The sequence below is a fragment of the Labilibaculum sp. genome (assembly GCF_041595635.1).
In the GTDB taxonomy this organism is placed as follows: domain Bacteria; phylum Bacteroidota; class Bacteroidia; order Bacteroidales; family Marinifilaceae; genus Labilibaculum.
On record NZ_JBFHJW010000004.1, the window covers coordinates 70,641 to 87,482 of the forward strand.

Here is a 16,842-nt window from a genome sequence, read left to right on the forward strand (position 1 = left end):
AACCTATTTTATGAAAAATAACTCTAGATTCTTCCCGCGCATGAACAGTATCACTCCCTAACCTTCGTGAAAAACTTTACAACACTTTCCCCTTCAAAATCACCAAATCAACCAGATTGCTTCCATATGCGTAAGGCATGTATTCTACCGAAGGAATTTCTTTGGTTATGAACACATTGGCAATTTTTCCTTTGGCAATACTTCCCAATTCATCTTCAACACCCATAGCGTATGCTGAGTTAATTGTTGTTGCATTAATAGCCTCTTGAGGCAGCATTTTGTAATTGATGCAAGCCAAAGACATCACTAGTTTCATATTGCCCGATGGCGATGATCCTGGGTTAAAATCGGACGCCAATGCGAGCGGCAAGCCTGCATCCATCATTTTGCGAACTGGTGAACAAGGCATATTCAAGAAAAAAGCCGCACCTGGCAATACGGTAGGCATGGTTGCCGATCCTTTTAACGCATTAATTTCGGCATCGCCCACATACTCCAAATGATCTACCGAAAGAGCATTGTACTTAACGCCTACCTGAATTCCTCCTGAATAATCCAACTCATTGGCATGAATTTTCGCACGCAAACCGTACTTCATTCCTGCATTCAGAATACGATCAGTCTCTTCTACCGTAAAGAATCCCTTGTCACAAAATACATCAATATAATCAGCCAAATTCTCAGCCGCAACCATTGGAATCATTTCATTGATTACCAAATTAACATATTCTCCCTGTCGGCCTTTGTATTCGGCAGGCACTGCATGTGCTCCCAGAAAACTCGACTTGATGGTTAAGGGTGTAGTTTCTTTCAATTTCTTAATCACTCGCAACATCTTCAACTCATCTTGCACAGTCAAACCATAACCACTCTTAATTTCCACTGCACCAGTTCCCATACTGATAATCTCATGAATACGCTCTAAAGCCGAATCGTAGAGCTCACCTTTTGTTGCCTCGTGCATACGCATAGCCGAATTCAAAATTCCTCCTCCTCTTTTAGCAATCTCCTCGTACGATAATCCTTTTATTTTATCAGTATACTCAAGCTCGCGACTACCAGCATATACCAAATGAGTATGTGAATCGCAAAAACTTGGGAACACCATTCGTCCGGTGGCATCATATTCCTCTACCCCATCAAATTCCGGCATGTCTTCCATTTTCCCAAAATCAGAAATCCGTTCATCTTCAATCAGTAAATAGGCATCATCTATACAGTTCAAATGAGCCATATCTGATCCAGCAACCCATTTTCGCGGTTCATTTTCAACCTGAACCAAAGTTTTTATATTGCTAATTAACAATTTCATACTATCAATATTAGATGCTATAATCAATCCTGAGAAAATCTTATTCTCTATTCATTACAAATCAGCCACTTGTAACTTTTATCTACTTGAGTCTGATGAAGTAGTTCGCCACTACTATTCGCAGCAATTACATAAAGTATTCACACCATCTCTCTCACAAAAAACCTCTCTGAAGCTATAATACAAATATTAAGAAAAAAGCGCAGATTGCAAACCTTTTCGAACACACATCTACAATTTAGGAAAAGCTCTATTTCTCCACTCCAGATCACAAACATTCTAAACTCACAAAATCGCAACAGCACTCGATAGTAGATACTAACAAAAAAACATCATTCGAAGCTATCTTTTTTATTATACTGTCTGCTAAAGTGACTAGTCGATAGCGAAATAATTAAAAACTTGAACCAAATCAGCTTCCTGACTGTATTTCAAATTATTCTTTTTTACATATTCTTGTACTTCTTTTTTTTCATTAGCAAACAAACTAATTACGTTCTTTTTACTTGGCTTAAAAAAATGTGGTGCTTCATTTTCTGAACCAATATAGTATTTTTCTCTAATCACATATCGATCCTCTTCTTGCTCTTGATAAGAACTTACCTCTTTCGCCTTTATAAATTTACTTGAATAATGTTTGTACAATTTTATTGAATGATTGGATAATAACTCCAAATAATCATGAGCCATTTTCGAACCATGAACAAAATCCTGATAAACAAACTTATGATCTTTCAACACAATAGAATCCATCATTTTTTGATTGATAATAGCCATTGTTTTGCCATTATAACTTACATGCATTTCTTTACCATATACAAAATATCGTATTGAATCGTTGGTTATTTTCTGCTTCGACTTAAAGTAAATAGTACCTTTCGTCCATTCCTTATCCAAGAAAAATTCACCTTCAACATTTAACATATCTGCGAATTTATCAAAGTAATTTCTACTTATTTCAGAAAAACTAAACTGAGTAAAACTACTTATCAAGGTATGTTCTTCCAATTCTATGGGAGAATCAACCAAACCACCTTGGCCCTTTATTTCTCCAATAAACAGTAAAGCAAAAAACACAAAAATCATAAATTGAATGTAAGGTTTCATCTTTCATTTTTTTAAACTGCATTCTACATAAATGGCTACCCGAAACGAGTAGCCATCAACCACATTGATTTACTTAAATTACCGATTATCATTAACCGAATCATCAATAAAATCATTGGCATCAATCTCTGCTTGAGGAATTTTCAAGAAGAATCGTTTGTCATTAGGAGTTAAGGTTAAAATAATTCGATGTGTATCATCACGCACAATACCCGTAGCGAATCGTTTTGCATCGAACCACTCAATCCCAAGTTCAGCATACAATTCTTTTCTTCTTTCCAATAAAATTTCATCAAGTAAGTCTGTTCCCGTATTTGATGATTGTATAGCATCTGGATCGCGACTTAACTGAACCTTATACAAAAGTTCGTGAGCTCCCGTATCGTCGGACTGGTGATATCTTGCTTCTGCAGCAACCAATACCATTTCAGACTTTCTCATCAAATGAATATCTGCTTCGAAAGTAAAGGTAAATTTATTACTTACATATTCGTACCAATCTCCAGTGGTTCCCCCATAATAGTTAGCGAACTCATTTCGAACATCTGTATCTGAAAATTCGTTTACAAAAACAGAATTTACCCACATTCCAAAGTAAGCATCCGCATTGTGATCAGCAAAAGCATGAGGAGCAATATAATAATAGTTTGATTGATCGGCCTGTTGGTCCATGCTCCAAATTACTTCACTGGCGGTAAGATCGTCAAAACCAGTATCGTAAATTGTAGCATCCAAAGCTGCATCAGCATCATTTCCATAAGCAGCCTTAGCCGCAGCCTCTACCTGATCCCAATCCTGATCCAAAGCCATCAACATTCGTGCTTTTAAACCATTTGCTACATTTTTATTTATATAGGATTTATTAATTCGATCTTCACTTAATCCTTCAACCGCATCGTTAATATCCTGAATCATAAAAGCTACATATTCATCTGGATCGGACATCGGTCCACCTTCAGTAACCTGCTCTTTATAAAGAGGAGGTGTTTGTAAGCCTGAATCAGGCGCATAGTACTCCAAATACAACTGAAAATAGAAATATGCTCGTAAAGCCTTTGCTTCAGCAACAAAAGCTGTTTTATCGACATCCGAAAGAGCTGTACTAGCGGTAACCTCTTTTACAATAGTATTGGCATGATTAATCATATCATAACAATATTGCCAAGTTACCCGAACCCGTCGGTAAGTAGGTTCTCTGTTTTCATGAGCATAATCAAAATTATACCATGAATTTTGGATCAAATCATTTCCTTTAACAGAACGAGCATAATACATTGAATATACTCCTCCAACATCTGTTGTTGCAACGTCAGTTGAATATTCATATTGTCCTCTAAACAATCTGTAAATACCAGAAAAGTAGGCCTGAACACCTTCTGTAGAACTATAAATATCATTTGCGGTGAGCACATCTGTAGGTTGTGGTTCATCCAGGTAATCGGAACATCCTGCCCCTCCCAGCATCATCGCAAAACCAAGTAGTAATATATATATTTTTTTCATTGCTTTATTTTTTATTAAAATTCAAAATTTACACCAACCGAAACTGTCTTCATTATATTTGAACGACTATCTGTTGTTCCTGCCAAATTTTGTTCAGGATCAAGACCTTTTAGAGATGCTACTGTCCACAAATTATCTGCTTGAAAATAGAATCTACATTTAGAGATATTGTATTTTTTCAACAAGTTCTCAGGCAAATTGTAACCAATAGTTAAAGCCTTTAACCTTAAATAATCATTATCAAACAAGAAACGAGTAGATGTTGAATTATAATCATTATTGGCATTAATTAACTTAGGCACATCAGTAATATCACCTGTGTTTTGCCAACGATCTTTAATATCTACGGACAGTTGCTGACCTGGATTATCCAAACTACTCATCAAACCTGCATAAGAGTAATCATACAATTGTCCTCCGAGACTATAATTAAACTGTGCATTCAAATCGAAATTTTTGTATTTTAAATAGGTTCCAAATCCACCTGTCACATCAGGCAAAGAAGATCCCTGATAATATCGATCGGCTTCGCTATATAAATTCGTGGTTTCCTTGACAGTATTTCCATCTTCATCGTCCACATCCATATACCATAAAGCCTCACCTGTTAATGGATCAACGCCAGCATATTCCTGAATATAAAAGTCATAAATAGATTTTCCAACCTTCCATTTTTTGGTTCCATTAATAATTTCCTCCTGAGGAAGTTTGGTAATTTCATTCTTATTGGTTGAAATATTGAAAGTCGTTGTCCAGTAAATATCATTGGTATGAACATTTACCGTATTGACAATAAATTCGTATCCTGAATTTTTAACTGAACCAATATTGGTTGTAATCTCGAAATTTCCTGTTGATGAAGCCAAAGGCTGATCAAATAACAAATCCACCGATTTTTTGCTATAATATTCCAGTGAACCTGTAATCCTATTGTTTAAAAATCCGAAATCAACAGCAACATTGAACAATGCAGATTTCTCCCACTTAATATCCTCATCTACAATTCCACCTTGAAGAACTCCTGTATTGGAACCATTATTCCATCCAGTATCGTAGGAAGCATAGTAAGGAAAATATCCAATTCCTCGATTGTTACCAAGCTCTCCATAAGAGGATCTGATTTTCAAAAGATCAATAAAACTAGAGGCATTCTCCATGAAGTTTTCATCAGATAAAATCCAGTTAGCTCCTATTGAATAGAATGTTCCCCAACGCTGATCCTCTGAAAATCTTGAAGATCCGTCAGTTCTTACACTAAAATCCAGAAAATACCTATCCAAATAGCTGTAATCTACTCTGGCCATATAACTCTCTAGTCGTTCCGCGTTTATATAACCATAAACACCTTCTGGAACGGTACTACCAGACAAAACAGATACACCAGGTAAAAATCCTGTTCCCTGAGCTGCTAAATAATCATAGTTATAATCGTAAAATTCAGAGATAAGATCCACTGTAAAAGAGTGATTGTCAATCTCCTTTTTGTAATTTAAAGAATTCGTGATGGTTTTAGCTTCAGTAATTGTTCTTTCCTGGCTAACACGACCCGAAACAGAAGCTGCAGAACCATATTTATAATGATCATACTCGTAAGAATCAAAAATATATCGTTCGTACCCGAAATTAGTTCGAAAGGATAGATCCTTGTACAAATCAATTTTCAAAAAAGTAGATGAAAACAAATTGGTTCGAGTATATAAGATATCGTTAAGAAGTGTGGATGAAACAGCGTTTTCACCTCCTAAACGAGGTCGTACTGCATTTACTGTTTGACCACTGGTATTTCCATAGTCGTAAATTTTTTCATTATTATCATCATACACTAGATCACCATTCTCATCTCTTTGATAAATCGGATAAATATTTGCGATGGTATTTGCCCATTGCATAATACTTGTGTAGGAATTTCCCGACTGATTTGGATAATTTTGATTAGATTTTGAGAAGGAAGTATTTGTTCCCATCTCCATCCAGTCTTTTAACTTTGCCTTTAGGTTAACACGTCCGGAATACCGTTCAAACTCCGACTCTATAATTGCACCTTCTTGCTTCAAATAATTACCATTGATAAAATACACCACATTATCACTGCTTCCGCTAATGCTTAAATCGTACTCATTGTAGAATGCATTATCGTTAGAAAGAGCATCATACCAATCAGTATCCCACATTAGATTTGCTCCACTTACTATTTGTCCATCGGTTCCAACAGGATTATCAACGCCTAATGGATTGTATTTTACAACCGAAATCAGGTCTTCGGTAGCAGCAATTGCAGCATCGGAATCCGTTGCTCCTGAGGCAATTTCAGAATTCTTAATGGACTCCCAGGAATACTTCATATAATCACTTGCGCCAACATAGTCATATAAATCGACTGCCGCACTGGAAAATCCGGCTCTTACATTTACAGAAACGGTAGCATCCTTTTTCACATATTTACCACTCTTTGTAGTAATTAAGATTACCCCATTCGAGGCACGCGATCCATACAATGCAGATGCAGACGCATCTTTCAAAACATTAATTGTTTCGATTTGAGAAGAACTTATGGTATTCAGATTACCAGCAAAAACAACACCATCAACAACTATTAATGGATCCGCTGAGGCATTAACACTACCTACCCCTCGAATACGGATGGTTGGATTTTCACCTGGCTGACCTCCTGAAGTTAAAATATTAACCCCTGGAGCCGAACCTTGAATAGCACTTACTGGAGAAACAGCAATCTGGTTATCTAGGACCTCGGCACCCACAACAGTAACCGCCCCAGTTAAAGCTCTCTTATTCTTAGTACCATAAGCAACAACAATTACTTCATCAACACCAACAGATTGCTGTCCAAGGACAACGTTGATTGATGATTTGTTTCCTACAGCAATCTCTTGAGTTACCATTCCTACAAAACTAAATATAAGAATGCCCTGCGAATCGGATAAAATGGTAAAATTACCATCCAGATCTGTACTGGTTCCTGATGTTGTCCCCTTTAGAACAACTGATACGCCAGGTATGCCAATCCCATCATCAGCATTCGTCACCGTACCAGTAATTTGTCTTGTTTGCGCATGAACCAGAAAAGTTGTCATTAATAAAACACAAACAATAATTGTCAGTTTTTTCATGAATAATTTTTTTTAGTTAGTAAACATACATGTGGTTAACTGTTATTTAAATTAACAAATATTAACCATTCAATAAAACATTTACACGCTGTTAAATACTAATAGCCAACCAAGTACATCCAAATCCAAAATTACATTTCTAAAAAAATTAACAATATAAGCAATAGAGGATCTTATAATCTTTATTAAAGAGGGGATAATTATATTTTCATAATATTTTAAATCAAATATTTCAATACTTACCATAAAAATTTATATTATTTTAAATTAAACTAAAAAAAAATAGCTATAATTTTTTTATGTTCATTTAAATCACCTTAAATATTTTATAATCGAGAAAAAATACACTTTTTATCTTCTAAATTTCAGAAGATTTTCATTCACTTAAGAATTACAATCGTTTTAACTTCATCAAAATTATCGACCATAACAATTCATACTTATTCTAAAGTTTTATTTGGAAAACATAGCTGTTTTTCTCTTCAACCTAAGCCTAAAAGCCGATACATCCACTTTTACAACAAAAAAATGGTGTCCAACTAATGAACACCTTTCCACTCTCCAAATTAATATCCTAAATCTATTCGTCTTCCGAAATTGCATCTACCGGACAAAGTTCTGCGCAAGCAGCGCAATCAATACAGATTTCAGGATCAATCACATAAATATTTCCTTCCGAAATTGCATCTACCGGACATTCATTTATACAAGAGCCACAAGCGGTACAATCATCTGAAATAACGTAAGTCATAATTTTGCACTTTAATTAGAAACTATTCAATCAACACTACGATTTGATTAAAATTAGCACTTGCCACCTCTTTAAGCAAGACATAAACATCTTTATATCTTATTTAGATCTAATCCAAATAATTTACTACATTTGGTAAGTCTTTTACATTAAAAATAACTAGCTTTTATATGGAATTTGAATTCAATACGGTAGCCATTGCCTTCGGAATGACCTTATTTGCTGGTCTTGCTACTGGAATCGGAAGTGCAATAGCCTTTTTTGCCAAACGAACGAACACGAAATTTTTAGCTTTATCTTTAGGTTTTTCCGCAGGTGTAATGATCTATGTTTCGCTTGTTGAGATATTTCAAAAGGCAAAAGATGCACTCATTCTTGACCATGGTAATGTTGCTGGAACTTGGTATACTGTACTCTCTTTTTTTGGAGGAATCTTATTTATAGCGATAATTGACAAGATGATTCCCTCCTATGAGAATCCACATGAGGTTAAAAAAATAGAAGATCTTGACGGTAAACCTCCCATTGACAGAAAATTAATGAGAATGGGTATGTTTTCGGCCTTGGCCATCGGAATCCATAATTTTCCAGAAGGACTGGCTACTTTTGCCGCAGCCTTGGCCGATCCAACAGTAGCTATTCCTATTGCTGTAGCTATTGCAATACACAATATTCCCGAAGGAATTGCCGTATCAGTACCTATCTACTATGCTACAGGGAGCCGAACAAAAGCATTTTTCTACTCTTTTCTTTCCGGTTTGGCTGAACCCGTTGGAGCACTCATTGGTTTTATTTTAATTTATACCGTACTTGGCTTAAACAATACCGTTTTCGGAGTTTTATTTGGTGGAGTAGCCGGTATTATGGTTTTTATTTCTTTGGACGAATTACTGCCAACAGCAGAAGAATATGGAGAACACCACATTGCTATCTACGGTTTGATTGCTGGTATGGCAGTAATGGCGCTTAGTTTACTTCTTTTCCTTTAAAAAATTTAAAGCCTCAATTTTATCTTGAGGCTTTTAAATTCTTCTTTTCTTCCCTCTCGTAATATTTGCAAAACTCTTTAATGCCACAAAATTTACACTTGGGTTTTCTTGCCAAACATACATATCTTCCGTGCAGTATGAGCCAATGATGAGCCGTAGCAATAAATTCTTCGGGAATGTATTTTACCAATTGCTTCTCAGTCTCTAAGGGTGTTTTCGAGTTCGTTGTCAATCCGATTCGTTCCGAGACTCTAAACACATGCGTATCTACAGCCATTGCAGGCTTATCGTAAACAACCGACGCAATCACATTAGCTGTTTTTCGTCCTACACCAGGTAATTTTTGCAATTCGGTAATATCATCAGGAACAACTTCTTTAAAATCTTCGACCAACATTTTAGCCATCCCCAATAAGTGTTTTGCTTTATTGTTTGGATATGAGCAGGAACGTATTAAATCAAAAATTTCATCTTGTCGAGCATGCGACAAGTCAAATGCCGTAGGGTACTTTTCAAATAAAAAGGGAGTCATCATATTCACTCTTTTATCAGTACACTGAGCAGATAAAATCACAGCAACCAATAGTTCGTAAGGGTTAGAGTAATGAAGTTCTGTTTCGGCAACAGGCATATTTTGCCGAAACCAGGATATTATATTATCGAATCTTTCTTTTTTTCGCATGTCTACTCAATTTTTATAAAACGAAATTAAAAAAGTCATTGAATAAAACCTGAATATTCACAGACAATCGAACAAATCAAACATTATTCTTAGTACGTAAGCTCATAAAAGTAACAAATCTGCTAGTTCTGCCATTAGGATGGTAATGTATCGGTACTTATTCGTAAATTTGATCTCCAAAAATTAAGAATAGCTTACATGATATCATACTTACAAATTGAAAACCTTAGCAAAAGTTACGGTGATCTTACACTATTTGAAAACATCAACTTTGGTGTTGGACAAGGACAAAAAATTGCCTTAATTGCGAAGAACGGTACTGGAAAAACATCACTTTTGAATATTATTGCAGGCATAGATAGTCAAGATACTGGTGAAGTTACCTTCCGAAACGATATAAAAATTGCTTATCTAGAACAAAATCCAAATTTAGATCCTAACAATACTGTTCTTAATGAGGTATTTAACTCAACAGATCCTGTTCTTTCACTTATTCGTGATTACGAACGAATCCTCAACGAAAACAATCAGGAATTACTTGCAGAGGTTCTCGAAAAAATGGATCAATTTAAAGCCTGGGACTATGAAAATAAGGTAAAACAAATTTTATCGAAACTAAAAATCACCAAGCTAGACCAAGCTATTGGAGAGCTTTCTGGGGGACAAAAAAAGAGAATTGGCTTAGCAAAAGTATTGATTACCGATCCTGATTTCTTGATTCTTGATGAGCCAACCAACCACTTGGATTTGGAAATGATAGAATGGTTGGAAGAATACCTAAACAAATCAAAAGGAACCCTTTTAATGGTTACTCACGATCGATATTTTCTAGATCGAGTTTGCAATATAATCATCGAAATGGAATCGAATAGCCTATTCACCTATAAAGGCAATTACTCCTACTATCTGAAAAAAAGAGCCGAACGAATTGAAAATTTAAATGCAGAAGTTGGCAAAGCTCAAAAGCAACTAAAAACAGAACAGGAATGGATACGACGTATGCCTCAAGCTCGAGGCACAAAAGCAAAATACAGAGTTGATGCCTTTGAGGATATCAAAAAGAAGGCAAATTCAGGGTTCAAAGAAGCAGGAATGGATCTAGATATTAGATCGGCTAGATTAGGAAAAAAAATTCTAGAATTAGAGCATCTCTACAAAAGCTATGGAGACATTAAAATTCTCGAAGATTTCAGCTATAAATTCCAAAGAGGTGAAAAAATTGGCATCGTAGGAAAAAATGGAACCGGAAAATCAACTTTTCTAAATATGATTACCCGCAATATCGAAGCTGATTCTGGATCAATTGAAATTGGAGAAACTGTTGTTTACGGCTACTACAAACAGGATGGAATTACGATCAATGAAAATGAACGAATCATTGACGTTATTAAAGAAATTGCCGAATCAATCGATTTGGGCAATGGAAAAGTTATGTCGGCTTCTCAGTTTCTGGAATACTTTCTTTTTCCGGCCAAAACGCAATACAACCAGGTTTCAAAACTAAGTGGTGGTGAAAAACGACGTTTGTATTTGATGACTGTTTTAATGAAAAATCCAAATTTTTTAATTCTTGATGAGCCAACTAATGATCTGGACATAATGACTTTGAATGTTTTAGAAGATTATTTATTAAGTTTTTCCGGTTGTTTAATCATTGTTTCTCACGATCGATATTTTATGGATAAAGTTGTGGATCAGTTATTTGTTTTTGAAGGAAATGGAATCATTCAAAATTTCCCAGGAAACTATACAATCTACCGAGAATCGCTTAATCAGCAAGAGAAAGAAGTTAAAAAATTAGAAAAACAGACAGCTCCTAAAAAAGAGAAACCAAAATCGGAACCAAGCAAAAAACTATCATTCAATGAGAAACGTGAATTCGAACAACTGGAAGTTGACATTGAAACACTAACATCTGAAAAAGAAGAAATAGAAATAGCCATGAGTTCTGGTAACTTATCAAACGATGAATTGATTGAAAAAGCCAATAGAATTAAAAAAGTCATTGAATTAATTGATGAAAAAGAATTCCGATGGCTGGAACTAAGCGAACGAGCTTAAATTTACCATGTTAACTATAACAGCAGAGCTTTCCTAGCTCTAAACAGGAATAAATGAAGGATTTTACCAAAGGAAACGAAGCCAGGCTCATATTAAATTTCACTTTACCCATGCTCTTGGGCAACGTGTTTCAGCAACTCTACAACATAGTAGATAGTATTATTGTGGGAAAAGTATTAGGAAAAGAAGCTCTTGCTTCGGTTGGAGCTTCCTTTCCCATCATATTCACGCTTATTGCCTTACTCATTGGAATTGGTTCGGGTTTTTCTATTGTTATCGCCCAATTTTACGGTGCCAAAGATCTTTTGAAAGTAAAAAGAGCCGTTGACACGATGTACCTGTTCTTATTTGGTGCAGGCATTGGCGTTTCTATTTTGGGCATTCTTTTTAGCAAGGATCTTTTTCTATTACTGCAACTTCCTGAGGAACTAATTCCTCATGCAACAAGCTACTTAAACGTCTACCTTTCGGGGATGATTATGTTCTTTGGATTTAGTGGTACCAGCTCTATTTTGCGTGGTTTAGGCGACTCGAAAACGCCACTTTACTTTATGATTCTAGCCTCACTTTTTAACATTTTGTTCGATATCTTATTTGTGATGGTATTTAAATGGGGAATTTCAGGAGCCGCTTGGGCAACAGTAATCGCTCAAGGAGGAGCATTTGTTTCTGGAATCATTTACCTAAACAGGAACCATTACATTCTTAAATTTTCACTTTTTAAACTCGTATTTGATAAAGATTTATTTCTTACCAGTTTAAAAATAGGTATTCCTTCAGGACTTCAGCACACTTTTGTTGCCTTGGGAATGATGGCTTTACTAGGCATCGTAAATACGTTTGGTACCGATGTAATAGCAGCCTACACTGCAGCGGGACGCATTGACTCCCTAGCCATGATGCCTGCCATGAATTTTTCGCAGGCCGTAGCTGCATTTGTAGGTCAGAATTTGGGCGCAAATAAAATCGAACGCGTTCGTCGTGGCTTCAAAGCCACCTTTATCTTATCCAATTCCTTTTGTCTGCTCATGACAGCAGTTATTATTCTATTTGGCAGCAACTTAATGAAACTATTTACTACCGATCTCAATGTAATTGCAATTGGCGAGAAATACCTAATTATCGTGAGCTCCTTTTACCTTCTCTTTTCTACCATGTTTACAACCAATGGTGTTTTGCGAGGAGCTGGCGATACACTAATACCTATGTTTATAACTCTTTTTTCACTTTGGATCATTCGTATTCCCGGAGCCTACCTACTCTCTTCTAAACTTGGAGAAATAGGCATCTGGTGGTCTATTCCTACGGGATGGTCAATGGGAATGATTCTCTCCTATTTGTACTACCGGACTGGAAAATGGAAATCAAAATCCGTTGTAAACAACCAAATACACTCTTAAATAGAAAGTTAACAAACACAATAAAGTTCAAGCATATAGAGAAAATGCATTTGTAAATCCACTACAAACTCTTACCTTTGCTGAAATAAATAACCCGAATATGTTAATATCGATGACAGGCTTTGGTAAAGCCACTCTTGAATTGGAAAATAAAAAAATTTCCATTGAAATCAAATCCCTAAACAGTAAGCAACTAGATATCAATACCCGCATCCCAAATCTTTACAAAGAAAAAGATATGGTGATTAGGAATGAGATTAAAAGTAAATTGGAACGCGGGAAAGTTGAACTTTCTATCTTTATTGAAAGTGTAGGAACGGATAAAGAAACCAAAATCAATAAACCAATTGTTGAAGCCTACTACAAACAATTACAAGAACTATCTCAGAATCTTGGAGTATCAATAGATAATGAGCCTATTTTACAAACAATTCTGAAGTTACCAGATGCTCTAAAAGTAGAATATCAGGAACTAAACGAAGAAGAATGGAATCTTATTTTTGAAGGGTTCAAAACGGCATTAGATGAAATTATCAATTTCCGTCGTCAGGAAGGAGAAGCTCTTCAGGAAGATATTTTTGCCAGAATAGGCAATATTGAAACCCTTTTGACTGAAGTTCCTCAATATGAGAATGAACGTATTGAAACTGTTCGCACCAGAATAAATGATAATTTACGCGATTTTGTTGAAAAGCAGAATGTAGATAAAAATAGATTCGAACAAGAAATCATTTATTACCTCGAAAAATTGGATGTAACCGAAGAAAAAGTTCGTCTTGCCAATCACTGCAAGTACTTCATCGAAACATCTACTTCAGGAAATTCAGAAGGAAAAAAACTAGGATTTATCGCTCAGGAAATTGGCCGTGAAATTAACACCTTAGGTTCAAAAGCGAATCATTCCAACATTCAAAAAATTGTCATTCAAATGAAAGACGAGCTTGAAAAAATCAAAGAGCAACTTTTAAACGTATTGTAATTCATACAATTAATCATATTTTAGCGTAGGGCAATCACCCTGCGCTTTTTTCATACCAATAGCAATAATACACATCAAATGCCAGGCAAATTATTCATTTTTTCGGCTCCCAGTGGATCCGGTAAAACAACCATAGTTAAACATTTATTACAGCAGAATTTCAACTTGGAATTCTCTATTTCTGCGACCAGCCGAGCCAAAAGAGGAAATGAAATTAATGGGAAAGATTACCTGTTTTTATCTGCCGAGGAATTCAAAGCCAAAATAGATAATAATGAATTCTTAGAATGGGAAGAAGTATACAAAGGTTGTTTTTACGGCACACTTAAGAGTGAAGTTGAAAGAATAAGAAACAAAGGCAACAATGTAATTTTTGATGTTGATGTTGTTGGTGGCGTAAACATCAAGAAATTCTACAAGGAAGACGCATTAGCAATCTTTATTCAGCCACCTTCCATTGAAGAATTGGAAAAAAGATTACGGAACAGAAATACCGATTCGGATGAAGTAATTGCCAAACGAATTGAAAAGTTTAAATTTGAATTGGCTTATTCAGATCAATTTGACACTGTAATTGTGAACGATAAGATTGAAGATGCATTTACAGAAGCAGAAAATACCTTACACAATTTTCTTAACCAATAGAATTTGAGAGACTATAAGATGAAAATAGGATTATTTTTTGGTTCCTTTAACCCCATACACATCGGACACCTCGCTATTGCCAACTATATGGTTGAGTACACCGATTTGGAACAAATTTGGTTTGTAGTAAGCCCACATAATCCTTTCAAAAACAAAAAAAGTCTTTTGGCAGATTATCATCGCCTAGCTTTGGTAAATAAAGCCATAGAGAATTACCCAAAATTCCGAGCTTCTAATGTTGAGTTTGGCATGCCTCAACCCTCTTTCACCATTGATACACTTACCTATCTGCAAGAGAAAAATCCACAAATGAACTTCTCCTTAATTATTGGCTCAGATAATCTCACAAACTTTACCAAATGGAAAAATCATGATTTAATTTTACAAAACCATGATTTATTTGTGTACCCTCGCCCTAATTTCGATCCAGAAAAAATAGCAATAAAAGGAAATATTAAAATTGTAGATGCTCCTTTAATGGAGATTTCATCAAGCTTTATTCGAAAAGCAATTAAAGAGCAAAAAGACATTCCTTACTTCATGCCTGAAACAGCATACACTTACCTTAAAGAAATGCACTTCTACGAAAAGTAAGAAAACAAAAAAGGCTGGTCCCCACCAGCCTTTTTCTAACCCAAAATGATTTCCAATACGAAGTTTTAACCCTAAAACTATAGATTCATAAGGAAATTCCAATTCAATCATCATGTCTAACCACCACACTCCTGAATTGGAGTGCAAAGGTAACTATTATCTCATATTTTCAAAACAAATTAAGACGATAATTCATTTCTTTTTTAGTTCTGAAAAAAGAAAGAATCAAGTAATAATAGTAAATGCTTCTTAACTAGCTAAAAATCAAGAAAGGAGAATTTCCTTAGAAATTCTCCTTTCTCAAAAGTTTATCAATTTGGTTTACTAATACCTACAACTCATGAACCGTTTCAACAGAACTACTTCCTTTTTGAATCGCTTCAATATTCAACGGAATCAATTTATGATGACGCTCTGGCAAAGATTTTTCCAAGCCTTTTTTAACATTCTCAAGCAATACAATAGGTTTTACTTTAAGAAAAGCTCCCATTACAATCATGTTAAAGGTCTGAGTATTTCCCATCTCAGCAGCAAGAGCCGCCCCTTGAATTTTATAGATATTAATATCTTTTCTATCAGGATGATGTGTAATTCCGTTAGGATCGTACAATAAAGTTCCTCCAACCTTAATCTCAGGCAAGAATTTATCCATTGATTGCTGATTCAGAATGATCGCTGTATCAAAGCTTTTCAACACAGGAGAACTAATGCGTTCGTCGCTTAAAATAACAGTTACATTGGCTGTTCCACCACGCATTTCTGGACCATAAGATGGCATCCAAGATACTTCCTGATTTTGCATGATAGCCGAATAGCAAAGAATTTTACCCATTGAAAGGACACCTTGACCACCAAATCCTGCAATTATAATTTCTTCAGTCATTTTTTTACAGTTTAATTGATTAAAATGGATGTTATCTATCCTTTAATGTTCCCAGAGGATAGTATTCAAACATATTTTCTTTCATCCATTTGTTCGCTTTAACAGGAGTCATCTTCCATCCAGAACTGCATGTTCCAACAATTTCTATGAAGGAAATGCCTTGATGATCTCTGGTATTTTCGAAGCCTTTACGAACGGCTTTTTTCAATTTACGAACCGCTGCAGGAGTTTCGGCAGATTCTCGAGTTACAAAACGTGAGCCTGGCAACATTGCAATCATTTCGGTAATTTTCATTGGATATCCAGTTGTAGAACAATCACGTCCATATGGAGTTGTTGCTGTTACCTGTCCCTCTAGTGTTGTGGGAGCCATTTGACCTCCTGTCATTCCATAAATAGCATTATTCACAAAAAACACAACAATATTTTCCCCACGGTTACATGCATGTAGAATTTCGGCACAACCAATAGATGCCAGGTCGCCATCACCTTGGTAAGTAAAAACGTATTTATCGGGCATTAATCGGGAAGCGGCTGTCGCCAATGCGGGAGCACGACCGTGAGCTGCTTGTTGCCAATCAATATCAATATAATTGTATGCTAAGACAGAACATCCAACTGGCGAAACACCAATTGTCTTATCCTGAATCCCCATTTCATCAATCACCTCAGCAATTACCTTATGAATTACTCCATGAGTACATCCAGGACAGTAATGCATTTCATTATTAAGCAAAAGATCGGTTTTTCCATAAACCTGGTTCTCTTTACTAATTATTTTGTTGATATCAGTTGTTGCTGTCATAAC

At 35.6% G+C, this 16,842-nt stretch carries 14 protein-coding genes; 6 read left to right on the forward strand and 8 right to left on the reverse strand.

The genetic code is table 11. The annotated features are described in order from the left end of the window. Positions 1 to 76: 76 nt before the first annotated feature. The 5 genes from hutI to ABYT26_RS02300 form a co-directional block, all read right to left on the reverse strand. Positions 77 to 1,312 carry an imidazolonepropionase gene (gene hutI / locus ABYT26_RS02280; protein WP_372751265.1) on the reverse strand — a complete coding sequence of 412 codons (1,236 nt, stop codon included), beginning with the start codon at positions 1,310 to 1,312 and terminating at the stop codon, positions 77 to 79. Positions 1,313 to 1,687: 375 nt separating this feature from the next. Next, a complete protein-coding gene (locus ABYT26_RS02285) occupies positions 1,688 to 2,419 on the reverse strand; it encodes a hypothetical protein (protein WP_372751266.1) in 732 nt (243 codons plus the stop codon). A 78-nt stretch (positions 2,420 to 2,497) separates the two neighbouring features. Beyond that, the gene (locus tag ABYT26_RS02290; RefSeq protein WP_372751267.1) at positions 2,498 to 3,922 is read right to left on the reverse strand and encodes a RagB/SusD family nutrient uptake outer membrane protein; all 1,425 of its coding nucleotides are present in this window, start codon (positions 3,920 to 3,922) and stop codon (positions 2,498 to 2,500) included. A gap of 14 nt (positions 3,923 to 3,936) precedes the next feature. Beyond that, positions 3,937 to 7,050: a SusC/RagA family TonB-linked outer membrane protein gene (locus tag ABYT26_RS02295; RefSeq protein WP_372751268.1), complete on the reverse strand. Its 3,114-nt coding sequence runs from the start codon at positions 7,048 to 7,050 to the stop codon at positions 3,937 to 3,939. Between the two features lie 580 nt (positions 7,051 to 7,630). Further along, entirely contained in the window at positions 7,631 to 7,801 is a 171-nt protein-coding gene (locus ABYT26_RS02300; protein ID WP_372751269.1) for a DUF362 domain-containing protein, read from the reverse strand. 170 nt (positions 7,802 to 7,971) lie between these two features. Between ABYT26_RS02300 and zupT the strand changes: the two genes are divergently transcribed. Then, on the forward strand, positions 7,972 to 8,790 hold the full coding sequence (zupT, locus tag ABYT26_RS02305; RefSeq protein ID WP_372751270.1) for a zinc transporter ZupT: 819 nt from the start codon (positions 7,972 to 7,974) through the stop codon (positions 8,788 to 8,790). Between the two features lie 19 nt (positions 8,791 to 8,809). Here the strand turns inward: zupT and nth are convergent, their stop codons facing one another. Then, positions 8,810 to 9,472 (reverse strand): endonuclease III, encoded by a 663-nt coding sequence (gene nth / locus ABYT26_RS02310; protein WP_372751271.1) that lies wholly within the window; start codon positions 9,470 to 9,472, stop codon positions 8,810 to 8,812. Between the two features lie 198 nt (positions 9,473 to 9,670). On the opposite strand from nth, the gene ABYT26_RS02315 reads away from it, so the two are divergent. From ABYT26_RS02315 to nadD, 5 genes are all read left to right on the forward strand, one after another. Further along, positions 9,671 to 11,533, forward strand: a complete 1,863-nt coding sequence (locus tag ABYT26_RS02315) for an ABC-F family ATP-binding cassette domain-containing protein (protein ID WP_372751272.1) — start codon at positions 9,671 to 9,673, stop codon at positions 11,531 to 11,533. 53 nt (positions 11,534 to 11,586) lie between these two features. Beyond that, a complete protein-coding gene (locus tag ABYT26_RS02320; RefSeq protein ID WP_372751273.1) occupies positions 11,587 to 12,933 on the forward strand; it encodes an MATE family efflux transporter in 1,347 nt (448 codons plus the stop codon). A 100-nt stretch (positions 12,934 to 13,033) separates the two neighbouring features. After that, positions 13,034 to 13,912: a YicC/YloC family endoribonuclease gene (locus tag ABYT26_RS02325; RefSeq protein ID WP_372751274.1), complete on the forward strand. Its 879-nt coding sequence runs from the start codon at positions 13,034 to 13,036 to the stop codon at positions 13,910 to 13,912. Between the two features lie 78 nt (positions 13,913 to 13,990). Beyond that, positions 13,991 to 14,557, forward strand: coding sequence for a guanylate kinase (gene gmk / locus ABYT26_RS02330; protein WP_372751275.1), 567 nt, complete (start codon positions 13,991 to 13,993; stop codon positions 14,555 to 14,557). A gap of 18 nt (positions 14,558 to 14,575) precedes the next feature. Beyond that, positions 14,576 to 15,151: a nicotinate (nicotinamide) nucleotide adenylyltransferase gene (nadD, locus tag ABYT26_RS02335; protein WP_372751276.1), complete on the forward strand. Its 576-nt coding sequence runs from the start codon at positions 14,576 to 14,578 to the stop codon at positions 15,149 to 15,151. 331 nt (positions 15,152 to 15,482) lie between these two features. Here the strand turns inward: nadD and ABYT26_RS02340 are convergent, their stop codons facing one another. Both ABYT26_RS02340 and ABYT26_RS02345 read right to left on the reverse strand, forming a co-directional pair. Then, on the reverse strand, positions 15,483 to 16,034 hold the full coding sequence (locus ABYT26_RS02340; protein ID WP_372751277.1) for a 2-oxoacid:acceptor oxidoreductase family protein: 552 nt from the start codon (positions 16,032 to 16,034) through the stop codon (positions 15,483 to 15,485). Positions 16,035 to 16,065: 31 nt separating this feature from the next. After that, complete coding sequence (locus tag ABYT26_RS02345; protein ID WP_372751278.1) at positions 16,066 to 16,839, reverse strand: thiamine pyrophosphate-dependent enzyme; 774 nt, start codon at positions 16,837 to 16,839, stop codon at positions 16,066 to 16,068. Positions 16,840 to 16,842: the final 3 nt, after the last annotated feature.

Bases quoted from the DNA above. Each gene is read 5' to 3' on its own strand.
- ABYT26_RS02295 (WP_372751268.1), bottom strand. From the start codon at position 7,050: ATGAAAAAACTGACAATTATTGTTTGTGTTTTATTAATGACAACTTTT.
- ABYT26_RS02290 (WP_372751267.1), bottom strand. From the start codon at position 3,922: ATGAAAAAAATATATATATTACTACTTGGTTTTGCGATGATGCTGGGA.
- hutI (WP_372751265.1), bottom strand. From the start codon at position 1,312: ATGAAATTGTTAATTAGCAATATAAAAACTTTGGTTCAGGTTGAAAAT.
- ABYT26_RS02300 (WP_372751269.1), bottom strand. From the start codon at position 7,801: ATGACTTACGTTATTTCAGATGATTGTACCGCTTGTGGCTCTTGTATA.
- nadD (WP_372751276.1), top strand. From the start codon at position 14,576: ATGAAAATAGGATTATTTTTTGGTTCCTTTAACCCCATACACATCGGA.
- ABYT26_RS02320 (WP_372751273.1), top strand. From the start codon at position 11,587: ATGAAGGATTTTACCAAAGGAAACGAAGCCAGGCTCATATTAAATTTC.
- ABYT26_RS02345 (WP_372751278.1), bottom strand. From the start codon at position 16,839: ATGACAGCAACAACTGATATCAACAAAATAATTAGTAAAGAGAACCAG.
- gmk (WP_372751275.1), top strand. From the start codon at position 13,991: ATGCCAGGCAAATTATTCATTTTTTCGGCTCCCAGTGGATCCGGTAAA.
- ABYT26_RS02315 (WP_372751272.1), top strand. From the start codon at position 9,671: ATGATATCATACTTACAAATTGAAAACCTTAGCAAAAGTTACGGTGAT.
- ABYT26_RS02325 (WP_372751274.1), top strand. From the start codon at position 13,034: ATGTTAATATCGATGACAGGCTTTGGTAAAGCCACTCTTGAATTGGAA.
- zupT (WP_372751270.1), top strand. From the start codon at position 7,972: ATGGAATTTGAATTCAATACGGTAGCCATTGCCTTCGGAATGACCTTA.
- ABYT26_RS02285 (WP_372751266.1), bottom strand. From the start codon at position 2,419: ATGAAACCTTACATTCAATTTATGATTTTTGTGTTTTTTGCTTTACTG.
- nth (WP_372751271.1), bottom strand. From the start codon at position 9,472: ATGCGAAAAAAAGAAAGATTCGATAATATAATATCCTGGTTTCGGCAA.
- ABYT26_RS02340 (WP_372751277.1), bottom strand. From the start codon at position 16,034: ATGACTGAAGAAATTATAATTGCAGGATTTGGTGGTCAAGGTGTCCTT.